This is a genomic window from Sanguibacter antarcticus (assembly GCF_002564005.1).
Lineage (GTDB): Bacteria > Actinomycetota > Actinomycetes > Actinomycetales > Cellulomonadaceae > Sanguibacter > Sanguibacter antarcticus.
This window is the reverse complement of sequence record NZ_PDJG01000001.1, coordinates 2,799,030-2,812,516: the sequence shown is the minus strand read 5'-3', so window position 1 is coordinate 2,812,516 and position 13,487 is coordinate 2,799,030. Positions and strand designations below refer to the sequence as shown.

Here is a 13,487-nt window from a genome sequence, read left to right as displayed (position 1 = left end):
TCACGTGGAACCATCGCCCGCTGTTGTCAGTGCCCTCGGGCACAATGGCCCATGGCCGCTGGGGTGAGGGACGGCCACACCCCTGGACGATCGGACGACGATGAACGACCTCGAGACCCCCACGCCATCGCCCGGCGGGGACGCCGCCGCGGCCCTCGACGAGCTTGCAGCGACCTTGCGCACGGCCGCGTCGGCGTACTACGAGACAGACGCCCAGACGATGACCGACGCCGAGTACGACGACGGGATCGAGCGACTGCGGATCGCCGCCGTCGACCACCCGACGCTCGCGGAGCGGTTCGACGACCTGCTCGGTTCGGTCGCGGCGGGCCAGTCCGCTGGTGGCGACGTCACGCACACGTCGCTCATGGGATCGATGGAGAAGGTCGTCGGGCTCGAGGCGGTGGGGGAGTTCGTCACGACCCTCGGTGGGCCCGTCGTCGTCGAGCCGAAGCTCGACGGGCTCGCGCTCACGGTCACGTACCGCGACGGGGTGCTTGCCGTCGCGGCCACGCGCGGCGACGGCCGCTCGGGGGAAGACATCACCGACCGCATCCGTCGGCTGGAGATCAGCGGGCTGCCCGAGCAGCTCGCCGGCGAGTCTGCCGGGGTGCTCGAGGTGCGCGGCGAGGTGTTCGTCACCGAAGCGGCCTTCGAGCGTGCCAACGAGCTGCGCCTCGCGTCCTCCGCGAAGGCCACCGCGTTCGTCAACCCGCGCAACGCCGCTGCGGGCATCCTGCGCAAGGGCGACCCGGCCTTCGCGGGCGTCCCGACGTTCGCGGCCTACGAGGTGCTGCCCGACCCCGCCGTCGCTGAGGTCGCCGAGACCACGCACGGGCAACGGATCGCCCTCGTCGAGAGCCTCGGCATCGGGACCGTCCACCAGCTCGTCGACGCCCTGAGCGCCGAGCCCACCACGGACGTCGACGAGGTGCTCGCCCGCGTCCAGCTCCTCGGCGACGGTCGTGCCACCCTCGGTTTCCCGATCGACGGAGCGGTCGTCAAGGCCGACGACGACGAGGACCGCCGGGCTGCCGGCTACGGCTCCCGCGCACCGAAGTGGGCCGTCGCCTACAAGTACGAGGCCGAGAACGCGACGACCACCGTCCGGGCGATCACCACGGCCGTCGGGCGCACCGGGCGCCTCGCCGTCCGGGTCGAGGTCGAGCCCGTGTTCGTCGGCGGCACGACCATCACGTTCGCGAGCGGCCACAACGTCGGATGGATGCTCGAGCGCGACGTCCGGGTCGGGGACACGATCACCGTCCGCCGCGCGGGCGACGTCATCCCGTACATCGCCGACGTCGACCTCGAGGCACGCCCCGACGACTCCGAGCCGTGGGCGCCGCCCGAGAACGATCCCGTAGGCAACCCGTGGGACAAGTCGACGCTCCTGTGGCGCTCCACGTCTCCTGAGCTCTCTGTCCTCGGCCGGGTCGTCTACGCAGCGTCCCGCGACTGCTTCGACATCGAGGGCATCGGTACCGAGATCGCGACCACGCTCGTCGAGCGCGGCATGGTCTCAACCGTGGCTGACCTCTTCACGCTCGAGCTCGAGCAGCTCGAAGGGCTCGACCTCGGCGGCCGCGCCCTCGGCGCCGCGAACGCCGGCAAGATCTTCGCCGAGATCGAGCGCGCCCGCAGCACCCCGTGGAACCGCGTCATCACAGCGCTCGGCATCCGGGCCACGGGCCGCACGATGGGCCGCCGGCTCGCCGCCGCGTTCCCGACCATGGACCGGCTCCGCGCCGCGAGCGTCGACGCCCTCGCCGACGTCGGAGGCATCGGCCCGATCAAGGCCGAGCTCATGTACCAAGGGCTGCGCGAGCTCGAGGCGATCGGGGTGCTCGACGCGCTCGAGGCGGCAGGCGTGAACATGGGCACCGAGCCGGAGCCCGGCGACGAGGCAGACGCGCTGCCGCTCTCCGGCATGCGCGTCGTCGTCTCCGGGTCTGTCCCCGGCCTGACGCGCGGCGAGATCGCCGAGGTCATCGAAGCCAACGGCGGCACCGCCTCGAGCTCCGTGTCCACCACGACGACCCTGCTCGTCTCCGAGCCGTCGACCTCGTCGAAGTACACGAAGGCCACCGACCTCGGCGTCCGCATCATCACCCCAGCCGAGTTCATCGTGCTCCTCGCGGGCGCGCCGACCGCAGAGGCCAGCGAGGACAGCAGCCCGGCGGAAGACGTCGCCGACGAAGACGTCACTGCGAGCCCCGCACCATCCACCTCTCCGGAGCCGTGATCGGCGCGAGCCGACCGGCTCAGAGGACCTCGTCCGTGAGGTGGTTCGGGGTGCCGAAACGGTGCGCCGTGATGCTCACGGCCTGCTCGCGCAGGAACGGCAGCATCTCGACGCGTCCGGACTCCGTCACCGGGTGCGCCCACACCGCGACGTCGGGCCGTCCGCCGGTCGCCGCTGCGACCGCGTCCATCCCGGACGGGCCGAGCAGCCGGATCCTGCCGCCGCCGCGCCGGGCCGCACGGGCCGCCCACGCCGAGTCGTCCTCGATGTAGAGGCGCCGGGCGACCGCCCGCACCGCGACGAGGACCTGCGAGGGCAGCGCCGTGGCAGACGAGACGATGACGGGCGCTCCCGCGGCCGCCGCGGCGACGACGACACGCAGCAGGTCCACGAGCGGCTCGTCGGCCGCCCGGCGGACGAGCACCGCGTCCATCACCGGTCGGTGGCGGAACACGTTGCGCTCGCTCGCGAGAGCCGAGACGTCGGCTGAGGTTCCGTACACGGTCGACCACGCCGCGGCGTCGCTGGCCGCGGCACGCTCGAGCGACGCGACGTCGTCCGCGGTCAAGGACGGTGCCGCCGGGTCGGCGCTCACGCCAGACGCGGTGATCGCGACCTCGGCTCGCGCCGCACCGAGCACGCGGGCGACAGCCGGGTCGGTGACGAGGTCTGTCGCCGTCGCCTCGCTTGGTTCCCACGAGCCGAGACCGAGCAGGTAGCTCGGCCCGCCAGCCTTCGTGCCGGGCCCGACAGCCGACTTCTTCCATCCGCCGAACGGCTGCCGCTGGACGATCGCACCGGTGATCCCACGGTTGACGTAGAGGTTGCCCGCCTGGATGCGGCGGATCCACGTCGTGATCTCTGCCGGGTCGAGCGACTGGATCCCGGCCGTGAGCCCGTAGTCGATGTCGTTCGCGATGTTGATCGCGTCATCGAGCGTCTCGGCCGTCATGACGCTGAGGACCGGACCGAAGTACTCCACCCGGTGCGACGTCGACCCTCGGACCACCCCTGACCGGATGCCCGGCGTCCACTGCTGACCGGCCGCGTCGAGCCGGCGCGGGGCGAGCGACCAGTGCTCGCCCTCGTCGAGGGTGGTGAGCCCGTCGAGCAGCTTGCCGCTGGCGGGTGCGACGAGCGGACCCATCTGTGTCTGCGGGTCGTCTGGCGGGCCGACCACGAGCGACGACGCGGCGTCGAGCAGCTGCGTGCGGAAGCGGCGCGAGCGGGCGACCGAGCCGACGAGGATGACGAGCGACGCCGCCGAGCACTTCTGCCCGGCATGCCCGAAGGCGGAGGCGACGACGTCGCGCACCGCAAGATCGAGGTCGGCGCTCGGCGTGACGATGATCGAGTTCTTGCCGCTCGCCTCCGCGAGCAGCGGCAGGTCGGGACGGAACGTGCGGAACAGCTCGGCCGTCTCGTATGCACCGGTGAGGATGACCCGGTCGACGTGCGGGTGGGCGATGAGCGTCTGGCCGAGGGTCGACTCGTCTACCTGCACGAGCTGCAGCGCGTCGCGCGGCACCCCTGCCTCCCAGAGGATCTCGGCGAGCACGGCGCCGCACCGCTCGGCCTCCTGCGCCGGCTTGAGCACCACGGCGGACCCGGCTGCGAGAGCGGCGAGCGTCGAGCCGGCCGGGATCGCGACGGGGAAGTTCCACGGCGGTGTCACGAGGGTGACGCGGGCCGGGACGAACCGCGCCCCGTCGACGTGCGCGAGCTCGAGCCCACGCTCGGCGTAGAAGTGCGCGAAGTCGATCGCCTCGGAGACCTCGGGGTCGCCCTGGTCGAGCGTCTTGCCCGCCTCAGAGGCCATGACCTCGAGCAGGTCCGCGCGGCGCGCCTCGAGCAGCTCGCCCGCACGGTGCAGCACCGCGGCACGCTCCTGTGCGGACAGCGACCCCCACGTGCCTTCGCGCAGGCCCGTGATCAGCGCGTCGAGCGCTGCCGGGTCCGTCACGCGCGCTGCGTCGATGGCTGCAGCGCCGAGCGTCGAGCCGGCGACCCGGCCGAGGATCTCTCGTCCCCACGTCCGGTTCGCCTCGACCGCCGGGTCCGTGTCGGGGGTGTTCACGAAGCGCCCCGGGCCGGGGACGTCGATCGCGGCATAGCGGTCCGCGCTGCGACGAGCGGCAGGCACGTGGTCGGCCGGCTCGCCGTCGAGCGCCGAGAGCGAGGCGAGGAACCGGTCGCGCTCCCGGGCGAAGAGGACAGGGTCCGAGTCGAGCTCGAAGACGGCGGACATGAAGTTCTCCGTCGAGGCCCCCTCTTCGAGACGCCGGATGAGGTACGCGATCGCGACGTCGAACTCGCGCGGCGCGACGACCGGTGTGTAGAGCAGGAGGCTGCCGACCTCGCGGCGGACGGCCTCGGCCTGGCCCTGGGCCATCCCGAGGAGCATCTCGAACTCGATCCCCGCACGGACGCCGCGACGCCCGGCGAGCAGCCAGGCGTAGGCGACGTCGAAGAGGTTGTGCCCCGCGACACCGATGCGCACGTTGGCGGTCCGGTCGGGGTGCAGCGCGTACCGCAGCACCCGCTTGTAGTGCGTGTCGGTCTCCTGCTTCGTCCCCCACGTGGCCAGTGGCCAGCCGTGCACCTCGGCCTCGACCTGCTCCATCGGCAGGTTCGCACCCTTGACGAGCCGGACCTTCACGGCAGCGCCGCCGCGCGACCGGCGGTCGGCGGCCCAGTCCTGGATCCGGACCATCGCGGAGAGAGCGTCCGGCAGGTAGGCCTGGAGGACGATGCCGGCCTCGAGGTCGAGAAGGTCCGGGCTGTCGAGCAGGCGCGTGAAGACCGCGATGGTGAGGTCGAGGTCCTTGTAGTCCTCCATGTCGAGGTTGATGAACTTCGGCGCCGGTGAACGCGCAGCGACCAAGAACAGGGGATGCAGCCGCTCGACGATGTGGACGACCGACTCGTCGAACGCCCACGGGCTGTGCGGCGGCACGGTAGAGGACACCTTGACGGAGACGTAGTCGACGTCGTCGCGGCTCAGGAGGCGCAGCGTGCCCTCGAGACGGTTGTCCGCCTCGCGGCGGCCGAGGACAGCCTCGCCGAGGAGGTTGACGTTGAGGCGCACGCCGTCCTGGCGCACGCGGGCGATGGCCGGGCCGAGCCGGTTGTCGCTCGCGTCGATGACGAGGTGCCCCACCATCTCGCGCAGCACGCGCCGGGCGACGGGGACGACGACCCCGGGCAAGATCGGCGCGACGACCCCGCCGAGCCGGAGCGCGGCACGCATCGGGGCAGGCAGGAACCGCGGTGCCGAGCGGCTGAGCTCGACGAGGGCATGGGCGGCGACGCGGTCGTCTTCGGGGCGGATGACGCCGTCGACGAAACCGACGACGAAGTCGAGCCCGCCCGGCTCCCCGAGCGCACCGGCCAGCTGGGCCGCCGAACCGTCGACGGGCAGCTCAGAGGCCTCCGCGAGCCACCGACGGACGAGCGCCACGGACTCCTCGGCCAGACCGCTCTCGGCGTCCGTCCCCGTGACAGCGGGCAACGAGGTGCTACGTGGGTTCGCGCGCGTCATAGGAGTCTCCCTCAAGGTGTGGACGGTGCTGGGTCGCAGGGCCGTCGTGACAAGTATCAAGCCGCCGAGTCTTCGGGTAAAGCGATCATTCCTGGCTTATATTCGTCACGGCAGCCGATGATTCACTGGTGCCTGCACCACGAGGAGGGCCCATGCTCGACCTGCACCGGCTCGTCCTCCTGCGCGAGCTCGCCGCGCGAGGCACGCTCGCCGCCGTCGCCGAGGCGATGGACTTCAGCCCGTCGACCGTCTCGCAGCAGCTGAGCATGCTCGAGAAGGAGACCGGCATGACGCTCCTCCGCAAAGCCGGCCGTGGCGTCCAGCTCACACCCCAGGCAGACGTCCTCGTCGAAGCGACCGAGCGGCTCCTCGACATCGTCGAACGCACCGAGGCCGAGCTCCAGGCCTCCCTCACGACCGTGCGCGGCCGCGTCCGCGTCGCCGTCTTCCAGTCGGCCGCGCTCGCCCTCATGCCCGGCGCGCTGCGCACCATGTCAGCCCTCTCGCCCGACGTCCGCATCGAGATGGTCCAGCGCGAGCCGGAGCAGGCGCTGCGAGAGACCTGGACCCGCGACTTCGACATGGTCGTCGCCGAGCAGTACCCGGCGCACGCCTCGCCCTGGCTGGCCGGGCTCGACCGGCGAGTCCTCACCACCGACGCCATCCGCCTCGCGCTGCCCCCGGTCGAGACCGCGCTGCGCCCCGTCACCAACCTCGACGACGTCCGCGGCACGCCCTGGGTCATGGAACCGCGCGGCACCGCGTCCCGGCACTTCTCCGAGCAGATGTGCCGCTCCGCAGGCTTCGAGCCCGACGTCCGCTACGAGACCGCCGACCTCCAGGCGCAGATCCGTCTCGTCGAGTCCGGCAACGCCGTCGGCCTCATGCCCGACCTCGTCTGGACCGGACGCACCACCACCTGCCGTCTCGTCGACCTTCCCGGCCTGCCACGACGCACCATCTTCACCGCCCAGCGTGCAGCGAGCCTCGCGTCCCCTGCCGTCCGGATGTTCCGCCAGACGCTCGAGCAGGCGGCCGAGGCGCTCGCGGCCCAGGACGCGACGCCCGGCGACGGAACCGGGGCTGGCGCAGGAACCAGGTCCGGCGCACCGTCCCAGTGACACGCTGTGCGCCGTCTGTGAGCATGGGACCCATGGACGAGACCGCAGCGAAAGAGCATCTCCACCACTACCTGCAGGAAGGCCGCGAGATCCTGCTGTGGAAGCTCGACGGGCTGTCGGAGCACGACGTCCGACGACCTCTCGTACCGACCGGCACGAACCTCCTCGGACTCGTCAAGCACGTTGCCGGTACCGAGGCGGAGTACTTCGGAACGGTCTTCGGCCGTCCGTTCCCGGAGCCTCTGCCCTGGATGGAGGAGGATGCCGAGCCGAACTCCGACATGTGGGCCACACTCGACGAGAGCAGGCAGTCGGTCGTCGACCTCTACCGGCGGGTCTGGGCGCACTCGGACGCGACCATCGATGCCCTGGCGCTCGACGCCCTCGGTCACGTCCCGTGGTGGCGAGCCCCCGGCACGGTGACGCTCCACCGGATCCTCGTCCATATGGTCGCCGAGACCCAGAGGCACATCGGCCACGCCGACATCGTCCGAGAGCTCCTCGACGGGTCGACCGGGCTGCGCCTCGGCAACGAGAACCTCCCGCACGAGGACGCCGCCTGGTGGGACCGCTACCGGGCCCGCCTCGACGAGACCGCCAGGACCGCAGCTGCGACGAGCCAGGATGCGGCGCACACCCCTGACCTGGCCTGACTCCCCGCCGGGCATCCGATCGGGGCGACCGCCGAGAGACCCGCCAGCGTGTGATGGGATGGCACCATGCTGAGCACCGACGAGTACATCGAGGACCTCGCACGCTTCATCGCAGCGAGCCCCTCCTCCTATCACGCAGCCGCCGAGGTCGGCCGCCGCCTCGACGCGGCCGGCTTCACCCGTCTGGACGAAGAGCACGAGTGGACAGCGCCCACCCAGACCACCGCGCTCCCGACGACCGCGTACGTCGTCCGCGACGGCGCCGTCATCGCCTGGCACCAGCCGAAGGTCGCCGGGCCGACCACACCCTTCCGTATCCTCGGCGCGCACACCGACTCACCGGGCTTCAAGCTCAAGCCGAAGCCGAGCACCGGCTCTCACGGATGGCTCCAGGTCGGCGTCGAGATCTACGGCGGCCCGCTCCTCACCTCGTGGCTCGACCGCGAGCTCGAGCTCGCCGGACGCCTCGTCACCCGTGACGGGACCGAGCACCTCGTCCGGACCGGCCCGTTCCTGCGCATCCCCCAGCTCGCCATCCACCTCGACCGCGACGCCAACACCGGCCTCACGCTCGACCGCCAGCGGCACACCAGCCCCGTCTACGGCGTGGGGGAGCCGGGCGACGGCGACATCGTGGGACACCTCGCAGCACTCGCGGGCGTCCTGGCCGACGACGTGGCCGGGTACGACATCCTCACGGTCGACACCGCGCCAGGAACGCGGTTCGGGCTCGACAGGGCGCTGTTCGCGTCGGGACGCATGGACAACCTCTCGTCGGTCTATGCCGGGCTGGTCGCCCTCGTCGCGACCGCTGGTGCCGACGCCGACGACGCGGCCCACGTGAGCGTCCTCGCCGCGTTCGACCACGAGGAGCTCGGCTCCGCGTCGCGCTCCGGCGCGAGCGGTCCCTTCCTCGACGACATCCTCACCCGTCTGGCTGCGGCCTCCGGTGCCACCGAGGCGCAGCGGCTCCAGTCCTATGCCCGGTCGTGGTGCCTCTCGGCCGACGCAGGCCACTCTGTCCACCCGAACTATCCCGAGAAGCACGACCCGGCCAACCGGCCGGTCGCTGGCCGTGGCCCGCTGCTGAAGATCAACGCGAACCAGCGCTACGCCACCGATGCGCACGGCGCAGCCCTCTGGGCGCGGACGTGTGCGGCGGCGGGCATCGGGTACCAAGAGTTCGTGTCGAACAACACGGTGCCGTGCGGCTCGACGATCGGTCCGCTCACGGCGACACGACTCGGCATCCGGACGGTCGACGTGGGCGTCCCGCTGCTGTCGATGCACTCTGCACGCGAACTGGCTCATATCGACGATCTTGCCGCGCTCGGAGCCGCGGCAGGGGCGTTCTTCCGCGGCTGAGACGAGGCTGTGCGTGGTCGGCACCCGCCTCCAGGGGGTAGGTGAACGTTGAACTCACCCAGCGCGTGCCACCAATGACGGCTACTCTCCCGTACAGTCATCGCCATGGAACGGACGCTTGATCGAGTTGTGCGACGACGCGCCGCCGACGAATCTTTTCAACGTGCAATCGAGGCGTTCACCAGTGGTGACCACCCACGTGCCGAGCATGAGTGGCTGGCGGCCCAGGCGGAGTTCGTCGCGCTCGATCTCAAAGAGCGCGCGGTGGACTGCACGGTGAAGCTCGGCGTCGTCTACCGGGCCACGGGCCGGTTCGACGAAGCCGAGAGCGCCTACCACCGGGCGCGAGAGTTCTACAGCGCGCAGGGCATGGACAGGCTCGTCGCGAACTGCACCGCGAACCTCGGGAACGTCTACCAGTCGTCGGGCCGGTACGACGAGGCCGAGAAGGCTTTCAGCGAAGCGCGCTCGTACTTCCAGACGCACGACCTCCACCACGAGGCCGCCACCTGCGCGGTCAACCTCGGGGACCTCTACTGGGACGCGCAGCGGGCCGACGAGGCCGAGCTCGCCTACCGCTCTGCTCTCGAGTACTACCAGGCGCTCAACCTCCACCGTCAGGTGGCCGACTGCCAGATGAACCTCGGGCTCGTCTACTGGGGCACCGAGCAGCTCGAGGCTGCCGAGTCGTCCTATGTCGCAGCACGCGAGTTCTACATCGCACAGGGCCTCCAGCGCGAGGTCGCCAGCGCCGCGATCAGCCTCGGCGGCATCTACGCGAGCTCCGGCCGCTACACGCTCGCTGAGTCTGCGTACGGCTCCGCGAAGAACTACTACGAGGCGCACGGGCTGCGCAACCGGGTCGCCGACTGCACCATCGGCCTCGGTCTGGTCTATCGCGAGCTCGAGCGCTTCGACGAGGCCACCGCCTCCTACGCCACGGCTCGGGAGATCTACCGGGGGCTGGACCTCGACCGTCAGGTCGCGGACTGCACGGTCGGTCTCGCTGCGACGAACCAGGACTCCGGTCGGTTCGACGACTCCGAGGCGGACTACAAGACTGCTCTCGAGGCCTACCAGGAGCTCGGCCTGCGCCGTGCGGTCGGCGACTGCATGGTGGGCCTCGCGGACATCTACCAGGTGACTGGTCGTACAGACGAGGCAGAGGTCGCCTACGCGGAGGCGCGCCGCCAGTACGAGGACCACCTCTCGCGTCGGGTCCCGTGACCCTCGGACTCACCGAGAGCGCGCTGTGAAGGTTCGTCGCGCGCTCGCGCGCGCCTACTGGGCCGTGAGCCGGTGGAAGTACGTCTCTCCAGCGACCCCGCCTGAGGGTGGCGGGATCCTCATCGGAGCACCGCACACGTCCAACTGGGACTTCATCATCATGCTCGCGATCACCTCTCAGGCGGGGATCGCTGCGAAGTTTCTCGGCAAGCACACGCTCTTCGAAGGGCCGCTCGGGCCGCTCATGCGCGCGCTCGGTGGGTTCCCGGTCGACCGTCGCAACCCGCAAGGGATCGTCGACGACATCGTCCGGCGCGTCCAGGCCGGGGACAGGTTCTACCTCGTCGTGACGCCGGAGGGCACGCGGTCCAAGGGGGAGTACTGGAAGTCTGGGTTCTATCGCATCGCGATGGAGACGGGGCTGCCCATCACCCTCGGGTACGTCGACCGCCCGACGCGGACGGTCGGGCTGGGGCTGACGTTCAAGCCGACCGGCGACGTCTCCGCGGACATGGACCTCGTGCGGGCGTTCTATGCGGACAAGACCGGTCACACGCCGTCGCGTCGGACCGAGCCGCGTCTGCGCGACGAGGATGCAGACAGCGTGGGGGACGCCGAGTCGGCGCCCCCCACGGATCCTGCTGGCTGAAGCTCCCCGAGGAAGCTGTCAGCGCATCGAGCGCCAGATCGTCCGGATCCGGTGCATGTAGGTCGGCTCGGCGCGAGGGGCAGTCGGCGTGCCGGCCTTGACCGATGCCTCGGTGGCTTCCGGGGTCGCCGTGGCTGCAGCCTCGGCCGGCTCGGTCGTGGGCGCAGCGACAGGTGACGCCCCGTCCGTCGCGACGGGGGCCGTTTCGGTGGTCGGCTCAGCGGCCGGTTCTGCCGGCTCGGTTGCCTGCTCGGTTGCCGGTTCGGTCGTCTCGTCCGTGGTGGGCTCGGTCGTCGTTCCTGCTGTCGAGGAGACGACAGAACCGATGGTGAGCTCAGCGGACGTCGGCTCTGCCGAGTTGATGCTCGGGCTGAAGTCGGCGACGTCGTCGTAGGCGAAGCCGTACGCCTTGCCGTTGACCTGGCTGCGGTGCATCGCTGCAGAGTAGAGGTTGGACGTGCCGCCCTCCGGGTAGAACGTGTCGGCGTCGCTCGTCGACTGGGTGTCTGATCCAGGAACCGTCGCGGTCGAGAGCGTGCCGCGGTTGAACGCCGCACAGATGCGTGCGCCGATCGCGAGAGCGGCGGTCTGGTTCGGCTGGTCCGACGGCTGCAGCGCACCGTGGCACGCGTAGACGTCGACCGTCGTCGGGGCGGCGAAGGAGCCGACCGTGGCGCCTGCGGTGTCGCGGAACACGAGGGTCCCGTCAGAGACCCGGCCGACGAAGGCGCCGAGCGCGGTGTCGACCGTCAGGTCGTTCGAGGCGTAGTACGACCATGCGTCGGCGATGTAGTCGTCGAAGTAGGTCTCGCTCGTGAGCTCCTGGTAGATGCCGTGGGACGGTGCGACCGCACGCAGCGGGGTGCCGTCGGGGTTGTTCTGCACGAGGCCGGCGGTGACGGGGTCTGATGCGAGGTCGGCGAAGACCTGGTCGCGGCCGCCGGCGACCATCTTGCCCTGGGTCTCCGTGCTCCCGTCGGCGTTCGCCACCTTGACGGAGAGCGGGACGCTGAACATGTCGACCATCGTCGTGTTGATGAAGAGGCGCGAGCCGTCTCGAGCGAACTCGACCCAGTCGTACATGACGCCGTGGTTGGGGTCGCCAGGCAGCCATCCGGCCGGCTCGACGAGGCCGTCGGTGGTGAGCGCGAGGTAGAGGGGCGCGCCGAAGGTGACGTAGAGGCGGCCTCCGACGAGGCCCGGACCGAGGTACACGGTCATGCTCTCTCCGTCGCCAGGGCCGGCGAAGGAGGTGTCAGGGGCTGCGGGCGGCGGCGTGCCAGCAGGGATGCTGGTCGGGAAGTCGAAGGCGTGCCAGGTGCCGGTCGCGTCGACCCATCCCTGTGTGCCCGTCGCCTGGTCGCGGGCGATGACATAGACGGACGTGTCGCTCGACAGCCCAGAGTCGTTCGTGATCGTGAAGGGCAGAGAGTCGGACGACTCCGCCGCGCGGGCAGGCACGGCAGCGAACAGCCCCGCGAGCACGAGCGTCATGACCAGGAGCAGGGCAGCTCCTGGATGGCTGGCGGTGCGTGGACGAACAAGCATGAAACCTCCATCAACAGTGCGGTCTCGAGGAGAACAGCGGCGTCAACCTCGAAATGCAGTAAAGCAGTCAAAAGTGAGGAAATTTTCATGCTGGAGAGCTAGTCTCGCCCGCTCTCCGTGAGGCGCTGCAGAGAGTCGACGAGCGCGGACGCGGAGAGCTGGCCGACCACCTGACCGTCGTCGACGACGTCGAGAGAGTCCTTCGACGAGGACGCCAGGGCGGAGAACGCGTCGTCGAGGCGGGTGCCGAGCGGGATCGTCGCCCCCGACGCGACCGCTCCGGCGGGGGAGAGGTCTGCACGGTCGACGGTGCCGAGCCCGAGCAGACGCAGCGCTCGTCCTTGCCCGACGAACTCGGCGACGGTGTCGTTCGCCGGCTGGGCGAGCAGCCGCACGGGGTCGTCGATCTGCTCGAGGACGCCCCCCTTGCTGAAGACGGCCACCCGGTCAGCGAGCTGTACGGCCTCGTCGATGTCGTGCGTCACGAGCATGACCGTCGTCCCGAGATCCTCCTGGATCCGGCGGAACTCGATCTGCAGGCGACGGCGTCCGACCGGGTCGACCGCACCGAACGGCTCGTCCATGAGCAGCACGGGAGGGTCCGTGGCCAGCGCCCGGGCGACGCCGACGCGCTGTCGCTCTCCGCCAGAGAGCTCGTGCGGGTATCGGCGCGCGTACGTCGCCGGGTCGAGCCCCACGAGGTCGAGGAGCTGGTCCACGCGGTCGGTGGTCCGCTTCCGGTCCCAGCGCAGGAGCCGGGGGACCGTCGCGACGTTCTGCGCGACCGTCCGGTGCGGAAAGAGGCCGACGTGCTGGATGACGTACCCGATGCACCGACGCAGGGCGACCGGGTCGCCGGCTCCGATGTCGTCGCCGTCGAGAAGAATCTGACCGGCGGTCGGCTCGACGAGACGGTTGACCATCCGCAGCGTGGTCGACTTTCCGCACCCTGACGGCCCGACGAGGGCGAGGAGCTCGTGCCGGCGCACGTCCAGGTCGAGGCCCTCGACGGCCACGGTGCCGCTCGCAAACTCTTTGCGCACACCCCGGAAACGGATGAGGACGTCGTCGGGCGTCGCGGAAAGATCCTTGGCAGCCATGCGCGCGACACTACCGTCCCGCCCGGCTCGCGGCGCGG

At 70.7% G+C, this 13,487-nt stretch carries 9 protein-coding genes; 6 read left to right on the top strand and 3 right to left on the bottom strand.

Annotation, left to right across the window (positions count from 1 at the left end):
* Window positions 1-100 precede the first annotated feature (100 nt).
* Entirely contained in the window at window positions 101-2,245 is a 2,145-nt protein-coding gene (ligA, locus tag ATL42_RS12720; RefSeq protein WP_098455671.1) for an NAD-dependent DNA ligase LigA, read from the top strand.
* A 19-nt stretch (window positions 2,246-2,264) separates the two neighbouring features.
* Here ligA and ATL42_RS12715 read toward each other — a convergent pair whose 3' ends face one another.
* Window positions 2,265-5,786 (bottom strand): proline dehydrogenase family protein, encoded by a 3,522-nt coding sequence (locus ATL42_RS12715; protein ID WP_098455670.1) that lies wholly within the window; start codon window positions 5,784-5,786, stop codon window positions 2,265-2,267.
* A 152-nt stretch (window positions 5,787-5,938) separates the two neighbouring features.
* Here ATL42_RS12715 and ATL42_RS12710 point away from each other — a divergent pair, with 152 nt between their 5' ends.
* From ATL42_RS12710 to ATL42_RS12690, 5 genes are all read left to right on the top strand, one after another.
* Window positions 5,939-6,907, top strand: a complete 969-nt coding sequence (locus ATL42_RS12710) for a LysR family transcriptional regulator (RefSeq protein WP_098455669.1) — start codon at window positions 5,939-5,941, stop codon at window positions 6,905-6,907.
* Window positions 6,908-6,939: 32 nt separating this feature from the next.
* The gene (locus tag ATL42_RS12705) at window positions 6,940-7,560 is read left to right on the top strand and encodes a DinB family protein (RefSeq protein ID WP_098455668.1); all 621 of its coding nucleotides are present in this window, start codon (window positions 6,940-6,942) and stop codon (window positions 7,558-7,560) included.
* 66 nt (window positions 7,561-7,626) lie between these two features.
* Window positions 7,627-8,925, top strand: coding sequence for a M18 family aminopeptidase (locus ATL42_RS12700; protein ID WP_098455667.1), 1,299 nt, complete (start codon window positions 7,627-7,629; stop codon window positions 8,923-8,925).
* A gap of 105 nt (window positions 8,926-9,030) precedes the next feature.
* Window positions 9,031-10,152: a tetratricopeptide repeat protein gene (locus ATL42_RS12695; protein WP_098455666.1), complete on the top strand. Its 1,122-nt coding sequence runs from the start codon at window positions 9,031-9,033 to the stop codon at window positions 10,150-10,152.
* 25 nt (window positions 10,153-10,177) lie between these two features.
* Window positions 10,178-10,801, top strand: a complete 624-nt coding sequence (locus ATL42_RS12690) for a 1-acyl-sn-glycerol-3-phosphate acyltransferase (protein WP_098455665.1) — start codon at window positions 10,178-10,180, stop codon at window positions 10,799-10,801.
* Window positions 10,802-10,819: 18 nt separating this feature from the next.
* Here ATL42_RS12690 and ATL42_RS12685 read toward each other — a convergent pair whose 3' ends face one another.
* The gene (locus tag ATL42_RS12685) at window positions 10,820-12,349 is read right to left on the bottom strand and encodes a glycoside hydrolase family 64 protein (protein WP_098455664.1); all 1,530 of its coding nucleotides are present in this window, start codon (window positions 12,347-12,349) and stop codon (window positions 10,820-10,822) included.
* Window positions 12,350-12,447: 98 nt separating this feature from the next.
* Complete coding sequence (locus ATL42_RS12680) at window positions 12,448-13,449, bottom strand: ABC transporter ATP-binding protein (protein ID WP_098455663.1); 1,002 nt, start codon at window positions 13,447-13,449, stop codon at window positions 12,448-12,450.
* Window positions 13,450-13,487 lie beyond the last annotated feature (38 nt).